At 43.1% G+C, this 14,081-nt stretch carries 17 protein-coding genes and 3 tRNA genes; 17 read left to right on the forward strand and 3 right to left on the reverse strand.

Features of this window, described 5'->3' with window-relative positions; all coding sequences use genetic code 11:
• Positions 1 to 12: 12 nt before the first annotated feature.
• From MHH46_RS05835 to MHH46_RS05870, 8 genes are all read left to right on the forward strand, one after another.
• On the forward strand, positions 13 to 474 hold the full coding sequence (locus MHH46_RS05835; protein ID WP_076128231.1) for a DinB family protein: 462 nt from the start codon (positions 13 to 15) through the stop codon (positions 472 to 474).
• Positions 475 to 1,022: 548 nt separating this feature from the next.
• On the forward strand, positions 1,023 to 1,850 hold the full coding sequence (locus MHH46_RS05840; protein WP_370511630.1) for a branched-chain amino acid ABC transporter permease: 828 nt from the start codon (positions 1,023 to 1,025) through the stop codon (positions 1,848 to 1,850).
• Positions 1,851 to 1,860: 10 nt separating this feature from the next.
• Positions 1,861 to 2,829: a branched-chain amino acid ABC transporter permease gene (locus MHH46_RS05845; RefSeq protein ID WP_076128228.1), complete on the forward strand. Its 969-nt coding sequence runs from the start codon at positions 1,861 to 1,863 to the stop codon at positions 2,827 to 2,829.
• Complete coding sequence (locus MHH46_RS05850) at positions 2,798 to 3,580, forward strand: ABC transporter ATP-binding protein (RefSeq protein ID WP_076195260.1); 783 nt, start codon at positions 2,798 to 2,800, stop codon at positions 3,578 to 3,580. The genes MHH46_RS05845 and MHH46_RS05850 overlap by 32 nt, the downstream gene beginning before the upstream one ends.
• Before the next feature lie 6 nt (positions 3,581 to 3,586).
• Positions 3,587 to 4,288: an ABC transporter ATP-binding protein gene (locus MHH46_RS05855; RefSeq protein ID WP_076128224.1), complete on the forward strand. Its 702-nt coding sequence runs from the start codon at positions 3,587 to 3,589 to the stop codon at positions 4,286 to 4,288.
• A gap of 71 nt (positions 4,289 to 4,359) precedes the next feature.
• Positions 4,360 to 5,550, forward strand: coding sequence for an ABC transporter substrate-binding protein (locus MHH46_RS05860; protein ID WP_076099058.1), 1,191 nt, complete (start codon positions 4,360 to 4,362; stop codon positions 5,548 to 5,550).
• Positions 5,551 to 5,687: 137 nt separating this feature from the next.
• A tRNA-Glu gene (locus tag MHH46_RS05865) sits at positions 5,688 to 5,759 on the forward strand.
• A gap of 6 nt (positions 5,760 to 5,765) precedes the next feature.
• Positions 5,766 to 5,848 (forward strand) — tRNA-Leu (locus tag MHH46_RS05870).
• Positions 5,849 to 5,935: 87 nt separating this feature from the next.
• Here the strand turns inward: MHH46_RS05870 and MHH46_RS05875 are convergent.
• Positions 5,936 to 6,559, reverse strand: coding sequence for a hypothetical protein (locus MHH46_RS05875; RefSeq protein WP_076128220.1), 624 nt, complete (start codon positions 6,557 to 6,559; stop codon positions 5,936 to 5,938).
• 226 nt (positions 6,560 to 6,785) lie between these two features.
• Between MHH46_RS05875 and MHH46_RS05880 the strand changes: the two genes are divergently transcribed.
• Both MHH46_RS05880 and MHH46_RS05885 read left to right on the forward strand, forming a co-directional pair.
• Positions 6,786 to 7,151, forward strand: coding sequence for a helix-turn-helix domain-containing protein (locus MHH46_RS05880; RefSeq protein ID WP_036681672.1), 366 nt, complete (start codon positions 6,786 to 6,788; stop codon positions 7,149 to 7,151).
• 88 nt (positions 7,152 to 7,239) lie between these two features.
• Positions 7,240 to 7,322 (forward strand) — tRNA-Leu (locus MHH46_RS05885).
• A gap of 66 nt (positions 7,323 to 7,388) precedes the next feature.
• Here the strand turns inward: MHH46_RS05885 and MHH46_RS05890 are convergent.
• Complete coding sequence (locus tag MHH46_RS05890; protein ID WP_076194729.1) at positions 7,389 to 7,898, reverse strand: GyrI-like domain-containing protein; 510 nt, start codon at positions 7,896 to 7,898, stop codon at positions 7,389 to 7,391.
• Between the two features lie 79 nt (positions 7,899 to 7,977).
• The gene (locus tag MHH46_RS05895; protein ID WP_038569095.1) at positions 7,978 to 8,457 is read right to left on the reverse strand and encodes a glutathione peroxidase; all 480 of its coding nucleotides are present in this window, start codon (positions 8,455 to 8,457) and stop codon (positions 7,978 to 7,980) included.
• Positions 8,458 to 8,637: 180 nt separating this feature from the next.
• Between MHH46_RS05895 and MHH46_RS05900 the strand changes: the two genes are divergently transcribed.
• The 7 genes from MHH46_RS05900 to MHH46_RS05930 all read left to right on the forward strand — a co-directional run bounded on the left by MHH46_RS05900 (position 8,638) and on the right by MHH46_RS05930 (position 14,072).
• Positions 8,638 to 9,060 carry an organic hydroperoxide resistance protein gene (locus tag MHH46_RS05900; RefSeq protein ID WP_076194731.1) on the forward strand — a complete coding sequence of 141 codons (423 nt, stop codon included), beginning with the start codon at positions 8,638 to 8,640 and terminating at the stop codon, positions 9,058 to 9,060.
• Positions 9,061 to 9,250: 190 nt separating this feature from the next.
• Positions 9,251 to 9,529 (forward strand): hypothetical protein, encoded by a 279-nt coding sequence (locus tag MHH46_RS05905; RefSeq protein WP_036681678.1) that lies wholly within the window; start codon positions 9,251 to 9,253, stop codon positions 9,527 to 9,529.
• A 94-nt stretch (positions 9,530 to 9,623) separates the two neighbouring features.
• Entirely contained in the window at positions 9,624 to 10,043 is a 420-nt protein-coding gene (locus tag MHH46_RS05910) for a thiol-disulfide oxidoreductase DCC family protein (RefSeq protein ID WP_076128217.1), read from the forward strand.
• 79 nt (positions 10,044 to 10,122) lie between these two features.
• A complete protein-coding gene (locus MHH46_RS05915; RefSeq protein ID WP_076128215.1) occupies positions 10,123 to 11,028 on the forward strand; it encodes a copper amine oxidase N-terminal domain-containing protein in 906 nt (301 codons plus the stop codon).
• Positions 11,029 to 11,063: 35 nt separating this feature from the next.
• On the forward strand, positions 11,064 to 11,498 hold the full coding sequence (locus tag MHH46_RS05920; RefSeq protein WP_076128213.1) for a DUF6526 family protein: 435 nt from the start codon (positions 11,064 to 11,066) through the stop codon (positions 11,496 to 11,498).
• Between the two features lie 185 nt (positions 11,499 to 11,683).
• Positions 11,684 to 12,847, forward strand: a complete 1,164-nt coding sequence (locus tag MHH46_RS05925; RefSeq protein ID WP_076099052.1) for a hypothetical protein — start codon at positions 11,684 to 11,686, stop codon at positions 12,845 to 12,847.
• Positions 12,840 to 14,072, forward strand: a complete 1,233-nt coding sequence (locus MHH46_RS05930) for a CpaF family protein (RefSeq protein WP_076099051.1) — start codon at positions 12,840 to 12,842, stop codon at positions 14,070 to 14,072. The genes MHH46_RS05925 and MHH46_RS05930 overlap by 8 nt, the downstream gene beginning before the upstream one ends.
• Positions 14,073 to 14,081 lie beyond the last annotated feature (9 nt).

A 14,081-nucleotide genomic window follows, 5' to 3' on the forward strand; every position in this document is an offset into this window, starting at 1 on the left:
GGAGATGTGCCAATGAATAACAGATCAGATTTGCTAAATCAGTTTAAGGAATGGAATGGATTTGTTCTAGAAATTATTGATTTAGATTGGAAAACACCCATCGCTGAAGGAAAATGGACCATTCATGATGTTGTTAGTCATATTTTGTTATGGGATAAATACTTCTATGAATCGACGATCGAACCGATAGCATACGATAAAGCGATAACACTTCAACTTATTGATTTCGATCAATTCAATAATGATGCTGTTACATATGGTAAAACAAAAACCAAAGACGAATTAATAGAATTGACTGTGAAGTATCGTAACTTAATATTAGATTGTATAAGTAGTCTTGAGGAGGGAAAATACTCAGGCAAATATGTGGACGGAAGGTTTTCCTTTGAGTCCTATTTAAAGGATTTTATATCGCATGACCTACATCATATGATGCAGATTAAAGAATTAAAAAAGAAAATGATGAGTAATTGACTCGTGACGGAAGTGCAAAGAATGGAACTGACCACCCTAATTAGCTTTCTCTCACTCGATTATTGTGTGGGACAGAGCTTTTTTTGCGCAAAAATAGAGATACAACTTGACCAGTAACTCATAATAAACTCGAAAAACACATATCCAAAGAGACAAATGTTATATTATTTATCATTAAATGCAATCTGTAGGTAAAATCAAAGACTCCCCCTCTGAAAATCAAACTTTAAAAATCTCCATAATTCTCCTGTTTTCTTCTCTTTACCCACTTTCTATCTTTATACATCCCAAAGGTTTAACTCAAAATGTTATGTAATATAACATTAAATATTGAATATTATAGTAAAAACCACAAATTTTACTGACGCATGTATAGTACTGTGTTAATATAAGTGACATAAAACGATGAAAATGAATGTAAGTTAAAGAAAGGTGTTTTTAAAAATAAATATGGGGATTGGGGGACGGCGATGGAGTATTTCATTCAACAGTTAATTAACGGGATTTCTGTAGGGAGCATCTATGCTCTGATCGCACTAGGGTACACCATGGTTTACGGGATTATTAAATTGATCAATTTCGCCCATGGAGATGTGTTTATGGTTGGGTCGTTTATTGGATTGTTCAGTGCCAGGTACTTGGCTTCAGCAGGGCTTCCTCCGATACTGGTCTTACTTATCTCATTGGTGATTTCTATGACAATCAGTGCGTTGCTGGGGATGTCAATCGAACGGCTAGCATACAAACCTCTACGAAAAGCTTCACGAATCGCTGTGTTGATTACTGCAATTGGCGTTTCTTTTTTGCTGGAATACAGCGGTGTGTTTGTGCTTGGTCCTCAGGCTAAAGGATTTCCGGAGATTCTTAATAAGCAGCAATACAACTTGTTTGGTTCCTCGATTCAGGTGGACTCCAATCAAATCATGATCTTGGGGACGACGGTTATTTTGATGATCATCCTTCAGTATATTGTGCACCGAACAAAGATTGGTAAAGCGATGCGGGCCGTTTCTTTTGATATGGAAGCAGCACGGTTGATGGGGATTAATGTAGATCGGACCATTTCAGCCACCTTCGCTATAGGATCTGCACTTGCGGCAGCAGCAGGCGTTATTTTCGGAATGACTTATAATTCAGTGGATCCGATGATGGGGGTGCTTCCGGGTCTTAAAGCTTTTGTGGCTGCCGTTCTAGGTGGCATTGGCAGTATTCCTGGTGCTCTGGTAGGGGGACTTCTGCTGGGCACAGTTGAGACAGAGGTTTCTTCTCTGGGATACTCTTCATGGCGTGATGGTGTGGCATTTGCTGTACTCATCCTAATCCTTATCTTTAAACCATCCGGGCTATTTGGTAAAAATGTCCGCGAGAAAGTGTAGGGAGATGCCTATGAAGAAGATAAACAAGTCATTTTGGATAGGCATTGTATTTTCTGTCATGCTATATATCGTCATTCAAGTTCTTCTAACAACGGGAATATTTGATGATGTCATGGAGTCTACGCTAATTCTAATTTGTATAAATGTCATGCTGGCGGTGTCTTTGAATCTGATTAATGGGATAACGGGGCAATTCTCAATCGGGCATGCTGGATTTATGTCTATTGGTGCTTATGTTTCTTCCATTTTAACTTTAAACTTTGAGATGCCATTCGTGCTGGCGCTAGTGATCTCTGGACTGGTTGCTGCATTTTTCGGTGTACTTATCGGGATTCCGACCTTGCGGCTGAATGGAGACTATCTGGCGATTGCTACGCTGGGATTTGGTGAGATTATCCGGATTGTCCTGCTCAATACAGAATATGTGGGCGGAGCTTCAGGTCTTAGCGGCATCCCCAATCAAACGACTTGGACGATTATGTTTCTGTTCACACTGGTCACGATTGTTGTGATCAATAACTTTATACGTTCCACTCACGGCCGGGCTTGTATAGCGATTCGGGAGAATGAAATTGCTGCTGAAGCGATGGGGATTAATACAACTTTGTACAAAGTCATTGCTTTTTCACTTGGAGCATTATTTGCGGGAATAGCGGGTGGTCTCTCTGCTCATAAGTTCTACGTCATCAATCCTGGCAGCTTTAATTTTCTGAAATCATTCGAAATTCTAGTCATGGTAGTGTTAGGTGGGCTAGGAAGTACAAGCGGGGCCATCGTGGGTGCGATTGTACTGACGGTGCTCTTCACGGTGCTTCAGGAATATCCGGAGCTGCGGATGATTATTTACTCGGCGATTCTAATTCTGATGATGATTTTTCGGCCTAAAGGGCTGCTTGGCAGCACGGGTTTTTCTTTCTTGAAATGGTCTAAAAAGGAGGTCAAGCCAAGTGACAGCATCAACAGTGGAAGTGCTTCTTGATGTTCAACAAGCAAGTCGTGCATTTGGCGGGCTTAAGGCGCTTAACGAGGTATCTCTCCATATTAATAAAGGCGAGTTGATTGGGCTCATCGGACCTAATGGCGCGGGAAAAACAACCCTTTTTAACTTGCTGACAGGTGTATACCCGCCTTCCAGTGGCGATATTATCCTCAGCAATCAGGCAGTAGGCGGGATGAAGCCTTATCGGATTAACCGAAAAGGGGCAGCGCGGACATTTCAGAATATCCGTCTATTTACTTCTATGACGGTGCTGGATAACGTTAAGATCGCATTTCACCAGCATGCCAGACATTCAATGTTCACTTCCATGCTCCGTCTGCCTAAGCATTTTGTAGAAGAAAACGAAATTACGCAAAAGGCTATGGATATTCTCAAAATATTTAATCTTGCCGATCAATGTGCTGAATGTGCCGGGAATCTTAGCTATGGAAATCAAAGGCGTTTGGAAATTGCTCGCGCGCTTGCAGCAGGACCTAAGCTTTTGCTATTGGATGAACCAGCCGCAGGGATGAACCCGAATGAAACTCGGGATCTAATGAATCTTATTGCCTGGATCCGTGAAGAGTTTGAGTTGACGATCCTGCTTATCGAGCACGATATGTCCCTGGTTATGGGGGTGTGTGACCGGATTTATGTGCTGGACCGCGGAATGTTGATTGCTGAAGGTACGCCCGTTGAAATACGGAATCATCCCAAAGTGATAGAAGCCTATTTGGGACAGGAGGCGTAGTGGACCATGCTTAGCGTACAGGGGATCAATGTATATTATGGGGCTATTCATGCCTTGAAGGATTTAAGTATGAATGTAAAAGAAGGCGAGATTGTAACTCTAATCGGCGCAAATGGAGCAGGCAAGTCCACGTTGCTTAAGACGCTTTCGGGACTGCTGAAACCCAAAACAGGCAGTATAGATTTCATGGATAAATCTATTACGAATCAGAGTGTTCAGTCCATCGTAAAACAGGGGCTTATTCATTGTCCGGAAGGCAGGCGTGTATTTGCTAATATGTTTGTGGAAGAAAATCTGGAGCTAGGAGCTTTTTTACAGGATTCAGGCAGCTTAGCTGCTGATTTTGCCAAGGTTTACTCCACCTTCCCGCGTCTTTTAGAAAGAAAAAAACAGCTTGCCGGCACATTATCCGGCGGGGAGCAGCAGATGCTTGCTATGGGGCGCGCGATGATGGGGCATCCCAAGCTTTTATTATTAGATGAACCCTCGATGGGGCTTGCTCCATTGCTCGTTCAGGATATTTTTCGGATCATCCAGGAAGTAAATGCCTCTGGAACAACAGTACTTCTTGTAGAACAAAATGCCCATCAGGCGCTAAAAATTGCTCATCGGGCTTACGTTCTTGAGACGGGCAGAGTGGTGCTTGAGGGAGATGCCAAGGAATTGGCAGATTCGGAAGAGATCAGAATGGCTTATCTGGGACATTAATTCATCGGCTAGTTCACAACAGCATCACAGAAAGAACCTATAAAATATTTATTTTGGGAGGCTGGAAGAGGATGAAGAAAATCGGGGCCATATTGCTGACTGCGTTACTGGCTGGTGGATTGCTGGCAGGCTGTGGGAACAAGACAGACAACACTACTGCTGAAGGTGGGAATGCTGGTGGAGGGACCATCAAGATTGGAGCAGACCTTGAGCTTACAGGCGGCCAGGCTTCCTTCGGTGATTCTGCACTCAAAGGGGCAAAGCTGGCGGTAAAAGAAATTAATGACGCAGGTGGAATACTCGGCAAAAAACTTGAGCTGATTGAAGCGGATAATGCTTCCAAGTCGGAAGAGGCGACACGCGCAGCGCAAAAGCTGATTACTACCAATAAAGTTGTAGCTATTATAGGTGCAACTACATCTACGAATACACTCGGGATTGTTCCCGTTGCTCAAGAAAAAGGCATCCCGCTGGTTAGCTCCTCAGCCACCAATCCCAAAGTAACAGTTGATGAACGTACTGGAGATTTGAACGAATGGGTATTCCGGGCCTCTTTTATTGATCCTTTCCAAGGTGAAGTAATGGCTAACTTTGCTAAGGATACACTTAAAGCGAAGACGGCTGTTATTTATACGGATGCTTCAAGCGATTATTCCAAAGGGCTGCAGACCTTCTTTAAAGCAACGTTTACTAAGAACGGAGGCTCTATCTTAAGCGAAGAATCCTATCAACAAAAAGATTCTGATTTTAAAGCTGTATTAACACGTATTAAAGAAGCTAATCCCGATGTTATTTATCTTCCGGGCTATTATGAGGAGGTCGGCAAAATCGTAAAGCAAGCTCGCGAAATGGGGATTACCGTTCCGTTTATGGGCGGGGATGGCTGGGATTCACCTCAGCTGGCTGAGATTGCCGGAGCGGATGCCCTAAACAATACGTTTATGTCCAATCACTATTCACCTGAAGATAGCTCGCCAGAAGTAAAATCGTTCGTAGATGCCTTCAAGGCTGCTAACGGTGATCTTGTTCCAGATGGGATGGCTGCGCTTGGATATGATGCTGTGAAACTAGTGGCAGACGCGATTACACGTGCGGATTCCACAGAACCTGAGAAGCTGAAGGATGCACTGGCGGGGACAAAGGATTTACAACTGGCCACGGGTAAAATCACAATGAATGAAACGCATGACCCGGTAAAAGCAGCTGTGGTGCTAAAGTTTGTAGATGGGGTACAAACCTTTGAGGCAAAAGTAAATCCATAAGCGTTGTGATTAGAGGCGCGTACCTTTATTGGTGCGCGTTTCTTTTAGTTTAAACTTTTTTTAAAAAAAGGCTTGTCAAAATTCTTATGGTTTGATATACTCATTTTTGTTGTGACAAGAAATAACTTGTAAAGCATGGCCCGTTGGTCAAGGGGTTAAGACACCTCCCTTTCACGGAGGTAACATGGGTTCGAATCCCATACGGGTCATATTATGCGGTAGTGGTGGAATGGCAGACACGCTATCTTGAGGGGGTAGTGGGTGTATACCCGTGGAGGTTCGAGTCCTCTCTACCGCATACAAATAAAAAGTAAGAAACCCTTTGTTCGCAGAGGATTTCTTACTTTTTTTTATAAGATTAGAAGTGAAATTCAGTGACGTCAGGTCATCTCTTAAAAGCCCCAGCATACTGGGGATAGAGCTGTCTTATGCAGTCTGGGCAGATATCATGAGTGAATTGCAAAGAAAGCTGATGCTTTAAGAAATGTTCAATGGTGATCCATTCATCCTTAGGATTACGAATACATTTACAGGAAGCGCAGATTGGGATTAGCTCAAAAGATGATGGTAAGGTTGAACGGAGGTTTATGATCTCCGGATGAAGAGGTTCTTCTTTATAGGGGCCCACATCATATAGTGAAATTATAAAAGTGGCTTCTGGGTGCGGATCTGAGAGAAATGGGTAGATCTCCAAACGGAAGATTCGTTTCCCTTTATTAGCGGTTTGTATGGAGAATTCGGAAGTATAAACCTGATGCTCTCTGCGGAGTATATATTTCACTGATTCATAAAGCTTGGCCCATTGATCGGGATCGACAATCACATCTTGCATGAGCTCTGAGTAATACGCGCCAATCCATTTCTTATTAGTAGAAAGACCATATTCATGACTAAAGGCCTTCCACCTGCTGTTGGTGAACTGGATAATCCCATGACTGTTGATTACCACCGCATTGTGCGGTAAAGCTTCAAGTGAATGGATAATGGAAGATGATAAGCATTTTGACAAAAGTCACCGCTCCCTCCTAGAGATCATTCAGGATGATAAGTTAACAAAGGGGGCCAGACGGTATTCTACAGATACTTGTCACCTGAGTCGCCTCTTATCGTCACTCCAGCCATATGATATAATCGGATAATACATAACAATACTAATTATATACTTTTTTACGTTATTTTGCAATAGGTAATTACGTAAATAAGTAATTTATTTTTAGATGGAGGGCGATTCACCGATGCAGACCATATACGAACGTATAGAATACCTGATTAAGCAGAAAGGTTTGACCAAAAAATCATTCTGTGAGCAGTTAAATATCAGCACAGGTAATATGGGAGATTGGAAGCGGGGGAAGACTACTCCAGGAACACATAAGCTGATTGAGATCGGTGATTTTTTTCATGTTAGTCTGGACTGGCTCATTCTCGGCAAAGATACACCGGATACTGTACGAGAGAGCGGCGTAGACTATGATTTGAGTGATGTTCAGCTATCGGAAAGCCGAGTAGATGAATTACTTCCAGCAGAAAAGAATTTTATCAAGGAATATATAGCTTTTGCTGAATATCGTAAACAGAAAATGGTCGACGAAGAATCTTAAAATCTGCATCTTTACTTTTGAGAAAAGTACATTTATAATAATGAATGTTGACCTCAAACAAATTTATGTTCTATGTTTTACACACCGCGCGGTAGTGGTGGAATGGCAGACACGCTATCTTGAGGGGGTAGTGGGTGTATACCCGTGGAGGTTCGAGTCCTCTCTACCGCATACAGAATGAAGAAAGAGGCCTTGCGATGCAAGGCTTCTTTTTTGTTCAATCCTCAATCACACAACTTACTTCTTTACAAGCGGCACGCATAGATTGGCTTCGAATCCTTCATCATCCGGACCGGACTTTTCCGTGTATTGGATGTAAAAGACTCCATCAGGGTTGAACTTATAACCGGAATCCGGCAGCCATTCATTATGTATATAATTCCAGGTATGTTGAAAAGCCAACTGAGGGAATCCGTTTGCAGTAAATATAGCATAGGTAGACGCAGGAAGTTTCTTATGAACAAGGCCTTCAGGGATACAATCTAACTGCTCGACTTCAACGCAAAGGAAAAAATCAATATCCCATGCGGTATGCTCCCACAGTTTAGGCACGGATGTACGGTTCTGAAATAGACCGAGATAACAACCGCTGCTTTGAACTTTTGTGGGTATAGCATCAAATTTTGCATCAATATCCAGCTCGCCAAAAACATATTCCCAAAGATTCGCGTATGGCTCCCCGGATGAGTTTACATTTGCCCAGCCAATAACATTTAGTTCGGGTATATCAAGCAGTTGAACAGTCACCGATTGTCCCTCCCAGCAAAAATATTTCAACAATATTATAAAATATTCCTGATGTGGTGAGTATCCTTTTTCTAATGAATTATTTCAAAAGCTTGGAGATATCGGATTCGATCTGCTGTGGAGTGGTTTTAGGAGCAAACCGTTTTAGAACACGGCCATCTTGGTCAACCAGAAACTTCGTAAAGTTCCATTTCACGCTTTTTGAGCCTAAGACACCAGGGGCTTCTTTGGATAAGTATTTGAATAATGGATGTGCTTCATCGCCTTTTACGTCAATCTTCTCGAACATAGGGAAGGTTACCCCATAATTAATCTCGCAGTATTCCGCAATTTCATCACTTTCGCCAGGCTCTTGTCCAGCAAATTGATTGCTTGGAAATCCTAAAACTTCGAACCCGCGGTCCTTGAATTTCTCGTACACTTCCTGAAGACCTTTATACTGGGGAGTAAATCCACATTTGCTGGCAGTATTCACAACCAGGAGTACTTTACCCTTGTACTTTGACAATGATTCCTCTTCACCCTTAAGAGTGTTGACCTCAAAATCATAAATACTCATGGATGACACCTCCATAGCTAATTTAAGTTTTTAACAATTTAATTGTACACTATTTATGATCTGGAGCCAAATAAGAAAGTATTATGAATCATTCCTCATCATCGTTTCAAATCATACCTGTTGTTTAAAGTATAAAGTATGAGCATGACCAATACAGCTTGTTGAAGGAGAAGATGACTCATGAAAGCATTATACACAGCAACTACAACAGTCCATGGCGGTCGTGAAGGCTCCATTGAATCCTCGGATGGCGTGTTAAAGCATAATTTAAGCATGCCTAAAGGGCTTGGAGGGCCGGGAGGTTCCGGTACCAATCCAGAGCAACTATTCTCGGCTGGTTATGGAGCGTGTTACGAGAGTGCACTAGCGAATATCGCCCGTAAAGAGGGCGTGAAACTCCATGACGTGGAGGTCACTTGTAATGTGTCCATTGGGAAGGATGACAGCGATGGAGGCTTTAGACTTGCTGTGAGAATGGATGTGAAGCTGCCAGGGATTGAACACGACAAAGCAGAGGAACTGGCGAAGAAGGCTCACGAATTCTGTCCTTACTCCAAAGCAACCAGAGGTAATATAGAGGTTGAATTAAAGATTGTCGATTAAATGTATCTGTATATATTTTATGGAAATAATGGCTAAATAGAGACGTAAATCATAAAAGAGTAATAAATAGCTGCCGTGTTAGGCGTCTTTGGTTGACATCACCCTTAAAATTCTTTAATATGTCTAAGTATCTGAGAATGTGCCTGCGTGTGCAATTTACAACCAAAAATTTAAATAATGGGTGATGAAGATGTCTTACAGACCGAATATTACGAATGTGACCAAAGCCAGCAGCAACGATAAGGAAGGATTGTACGAGTTCATTATCAAGCTTGCTGATGGAACGGAGTGCCGCGCGTTTTATCATCGGTTTCCGGAATGGAAAATGACGAACATCAGCCGCCTGCTTAAAACTCCATGTCCAATTTGCCGCAAAGATTTCATCTGCAAATGCATGGAGGCATTCACTGCTGATTTCGAAGGGCAAATGATCGGGGATCAATGGATTGAGAAAGCAATCGCAGAATAATTAAAGAACGGCACTTGATGGCGCGGGAGGTTATCCCGCGTTTTTGTTTACCCAAAAAAGCAGAAATTTACGCCTTTAAGACAGAGGGGGAGCCATGAACGAGGAACTGAACCTTATGAAAGATAAGTCTATCGTGTTGATAGACGGAGTGTGTCATCTTTGCCAGGGGGTAGTTCGTTTCATTATCCCACGTGACCCCGACGCTAAATTTCTATTCGCACCTTTACAGAATGAGATTGCGGCAAAGCTAATGAAAGAGTCCGGACTTCAGCCTGGACAATTAAACACGGTGATTTTACTAGAGAACGGAGTGTATTATACAGAGTCGGCCGCTGTGCTAAGAATTGCCCGTAAATTGAGATTTCCTTGGCCTGTTACATACGTGTTCATCTTAGTACCACGCCCATTGCGCAATGCCCTTTATCGGTATGTAGCTAAGAACCGCTATCGTTGGTTCGGACGTGATGAGCAGTGTATGCTCCCTACCCCAGAGATCAAACGGAGATTTTTGTAAACCATAATCTGGGAGAATGTTATAATGAAACTATAAATGGGTACAGTTTTTTCATATTATCACTAGGGGTGAACGAATAGTGAGACGGAAAGGGCTTCTGCTTTGTATAGTCATGTTGTTATCTTTAAGTATGATCGGTACGGCCTCAGCTGCCCCCAAGCTTCGCATTATGGTGAACAATTCAAGTGTGGATGTTGGTGTGCAAATTGTGTCGGGGAAGACGCTGGTTCCGCTGAAGGCTTTTGAAAGATTCAAGAATACTTCTATTCAATGGGATGCCAATACCAAGCAAGCTACGATTGCTAGAGATTCTATGAAGATTAAGCTTACGGTTGGCTCACGGACGGCTTGGAAGAACTCGGAGGCTGTACAACTGGATGTATCGGCCAAAATAGTGGATGGAAGAGTAGCGGTACCCCTGCGGTTTATTGCGGAGGCTCTTGGAGCGAGAGTAACAGTAGATGCTGCTTCGAATACAGTCTGGGTTCAGGAACGGGCCAATGCTAAACTTGTGCAGAATTATAATAGTAATGACTTAGTTGTTTCCCGCATAGCTGCTCTGCAATTCCCGGTTGAAGAAAGAGAACCCTCCAAATTGACGGGTGATAATGAAGTATTGTCTATGACGTATTATTTTCCTGAAGGCAGATCTGATGGTTATTTTATATTGTATGGACATTTCGTAAAGTATTATGAGATCAAGGATAATATTGTAAAAGTAGTTTGGGAAGCTGATCTGGATATGTCCAAAGAGGCTACAAATAAAGATTTTACCGCGATATTCGGTTACCCAGTTGCGAAGGAATATGGTAAAGCACCTATTCTAGCTCCATCCTATGCCTCTTTTTATACGAGTGTTTGGGGAAGTCAGATTATTTATGGAATGGTTAATGCGGATGGAACTACTAAAGTTTCAGGACAGTCTCTGTACTGGGGGAATAATGAACCTTTTGTCGTAGCTATTCCCGGAGAGACTAAGCTTTAAGCAATATATAAGTCATATAAATATGGAGATGAATGATGAACAAGGGGAAGCCTAAAGGTTTTATGCGTTTTGATTGGCCTTATCATTTTGTAACTATGCCGCTAGCGCTGATTATATTTGTATGGTCGGGAATTTATGTCGTTCAGGTGTTACGAGATGATGGTGCTCTAACAGCGCCCTTGCTATTATTCGGTTTATCTCTATGCCTATTATTTGCAATTACTCGAATTCGAATTTATGCCACAAAAAATCAGGATCGAGTAGTGAGGGTAGAGGAGCAGTTCCGGTATTTCCGATTGACAGGTGATGTATTAAATCCAGAGCTTGAATTAGCTCAGATTATTGCGCTTCGGTATGCAGGAGATGAAGAGTTTCCGGCACTATGTCAGCGGGCGGTGAAGGAAAAGCTTAGTCCTGCCGATATCCGGTCTGCCATCAAGAATTGGCGTGAAGATACGATGAGAGTCTAAAAACCACTTGATGTGCGAAAAAACTTATTGCTGCCTTCTTATATATATGCTACTATAGCTGTAAATTAAAGGGATAGTAACGGAAGCACCGTTCAATGTACCGTATCCACGGTTATTGTCGGTGCTTTTTTGCTGTCTTTTTTTTGACAATATTTATGAATTTCTTGCGAAAGGAGAGAGGTTTTATGGCGGCAAGGATTGTACTCGCAGTGCGTGAAAGCCAATATATCGAACCATTGCTACACTATCTTCATCATAGTGAGTATGGAGAAATGCTGCGAATCACGGCTTTTAGTCGGCTGGATGCTTTTATCGATTTTATGAGGGGAGAGGATATGCCGGATGCTGTTGTAGGTGACGTTACTTTTATCGAGGCTTGGCTTGTGGAGGGAAGAACTAAGGTGCCTTGGGCAGTTTTGAGTGAGGAGGGAGCTTATCTTAGCAGGGGTTCTAAAAGCCTGGCTGGAGGCATCATGATTGCGAAATATCAGGCACTGCCTTCTCTGCTGGGAGCATTTATTCAACTATGTGAAGTGAAACGAGCTAGAGGTTCCTCTGTATTAGATGAAACGCTGCTGCTCGGTATCGTCTCCTCAAGCGGGAACACGGGCAAAACTACAGTAGCTATGAATATGGCTAAGCAGCTAGGTGAATTGGGGCTTTCGGTCTTTTATTTGAATCTTGAAAGTGTGGACAGCAGTGGATTATTTTTACGACCCCCTGCAGGAAATACGCCTGGACTAGAGCGGCTCCTTTATGAAATCAAAGCCAGCCGGGATAAGGGCGGAGCCGATACGATTGATTTGGGGCAATACGTGATTAGGTATGATCACCTTCGAAGTGCTGCTTTTAGGCCAATTATTAATGTAAAAGAAATGCTGCAGATGACTACGCAGGATACGCTAGATTTGTTGGCGCTGTTGGTTGCGGAAAGAAATTTTGACGTAGTTATAATAGATACCGGCAGTATTGAAGAAGAACGTGCCAAAGCTGTGTTACATAAATGCGGAATTCTATTGTGGGTAGTTAGAAATGACGAGGTAAGCATTCATAAGACCATGAGATGGCTATCCCATTGCAATGCTCCTAATTCTGGTATGCCCAGCCAAGTGATGGACAAAAGTAGATTTGCCGTGAATTTTGCCGCAGAGGGTTTAGAGGTGTGGGCACCTCCGGAAGGAATTACCGTTGAAGGTGTACTTCCGTATATCCCATCTTGGACGCTGCAGCACCGTGAGGAGCTTTTTCTGAACTCACCACAATTCCAAAAGGAGATCTTACAGCTGTGCAAGCAGATTATAGAACCGTCGCTTCCACAAGTATTCACTGGTAAGGGTTTACATGAATGAGGAAATGTTTAAGGCACTTCGCAGTGACATCCGGGCAGGATTAGATGTTACTTCTGCAGTTGGAAATCGTGAACTCACCCAATATATTGAAAGGACAATTTTGGACAGCGAAAATCTGCGTTATTTAACAGCACAGGAGAAACATGAGCTCGTGAAGAGATTGTTCGATTCTTTTCGAGGATTGGATGTACTCCAGCCCTTAGTGGATAATCCGGCGATCACTGAGATTATGATTAACAGCCATACTGAGATTTTTGTAGAAGAGGAGGGGCAGATTCGTCGTCTCCATTTGGAATTTGAGTCCAGCAGCAGGTTGGAGGATATTATCCAAACGGTTGTATCCGGTGTGAACCGGGTTGTAAATGATTCTTCTCCTATCGTTGACGCTCGGCTAAAAGACGGATCGCGTGTAAATATCGTGCTTCCGCCGGTAGCTCTGAAAGGCCCGGCGATGACCATTCGGAAATTTCCTGAAACACCGATGACGATGCAGGATTTAGTCCGTCGTGAAGCCTTAAGCTTGGAAGCTGCAGAGCTGCTGCAAATTTTAGTGGCTGCTAAATACAATATTTTTATTAGTGGCGGGACAGGCTCTGGAAAGACTACTTTTCTTAATGCATTATCTCAGTATATCCCCCCACAGGAGAGGGTCATTACGATAGAGGATTCCGCTGAACTGCAGATTGTAACCGTGCCGAACCTTGTTTCACTGGAGACCAGGAATGCTAACACGGAAGGTAGAGGGGAGATTTCCATCCGAGATTTGATTCGTTCTTCTCTGCGAATGCGCCCTAACCGGATTGTTGTGGGGGAGGTACGGGGAGCGGAATGTCTCGATATGCTGCAGGCTATGAACACCGGGCACGATGGAAGCTTGTCTTCCGGCCATAGTAACAGCGCACACGATATGGTCAGTCGACTGGAGACGATGGTGCTAAGTGCTGCGGAGCTTCCGGTAGCTGTTGTTCGCCAGCAAATTTCATCGGCAATTGATATCTTCGTACACTTATCACGTCTCCGTGATCGTTCCAGGCGGGTGATGGAGATCAGTGAGGTTGCGGGGTTGAAAGACGGGGAAGTGATCTTGAATCCCTTATATGAATTTCAAGAAGCTGGTGAACGAGAGGGAAGGGTGCAAGGGGGGCTGCTTCCCTGTGGTAACCCATTGTTGCATACAACGAAGCTTAGGATGGCTGGTGTAAACTCCTATCCATTGGCTCAATAGAGATTCAAA

The organism is Paenibacillus sp. FSL H8-0175, assembly GCF_045040615.1.
In the GTDB taxonomy this organism is placed as follows: Bacteria; Bacillota; Bacilli; order Paenibacillales; family Paenibacillaceae; genus Paenibacillus_AQ; species Paenibacillus_AQ odorifer.

Bases quoted from the DNA above. Each gene is read 5' to 3' on its own strand.
- MHH46_RS05845 (WP_076128228.1), top strand. From the start codon at position 1,861: ATGAAGAAGATAAACAAGTCATTTTGGATAGGCATTGTATTTTCTGTC.
- MHH46_RS05880 (WP_036681672.1), top strand. From the start codon at position 6,786: ATGCAGACCATATACGAACGTATAGAATACCTGATTAAGCAGAAAGGT.
- MHH46_RS05905 (WP_036681678.1), top strand. From the start codon at position 9,251: ATGTCTTACAGACCGAATATTACGAATGTGACCAAAGCCAGCAGCAAC.
- MHH46_RS05835 (WP_076128231.1), top strand. From the start codon at position 13: ATGAATAACAGATCAGATTTGCTAAATCAGTTTAAGGAATGGAATGGA.
- MHH46_RS05840 (WP_370511630.1), top strand. From the start codon at position 1,023: ATGGTTTACGGGATTATTAAATTGATCAATTTCGCCCATGGAGATGTG.
- MHH46_RS05930 (WP_076099051.1), top strand. From the start codon at position 12,840: ATGAATGAGGAAATGTTTAAGGCACTTCGCAGTGACATCCGGGCAGGA.
- MHH46_RS05910 (WP_076128217.1), top strand. From the start codon at position 9,624: ATGAACGAGGAACTGAACCTTATGAAAGATAAGTCTATCGTGTTGATA.
- MHH46_RS05920 (WP_076128213.1), top strand. From the start codon at position 11,064: ATGAACAAGGGGAAGCCTAAAGGTTTTATGCGTTTTGATTGGCCTTAT.
- MHH46_RS05900 (WP_076194731.1), top strand. From the start codon at position 8,638: ATGAAAGCATTATACACAGCAACTACAACAGTCCATGGCGGTCGTGAA.
- MHH46_RS05895 (WP_038569095.1), bottom strand. From the start codon at position 8,457: ATGAGTATTTATGATTTTGAGGTCAACACTCTTAAGGGTGAAGAGGAA.
- MHH46_RS05860 (WP_076099058.1), top strand. From the start codon at position 4,360: ATGAAGAAAATCGGGGCCATATTGCTGACTGCGTTACTGGCTGGTGGA.
- MHH46_RS05925 (WP_076099052.1), top strand. From the start codon at position 11,684: ATGGCGGCAAGGATTGTACTCGCAGTGCGTGAAAGCCAATATATCGAA.
- MHH46_RS05855 (WP_076128224.1), top strand. From the start codon at position 3,587: ATGCTTAGCGTACAGGGGATCAATGTATATTATGGGGCTATTCATGCC.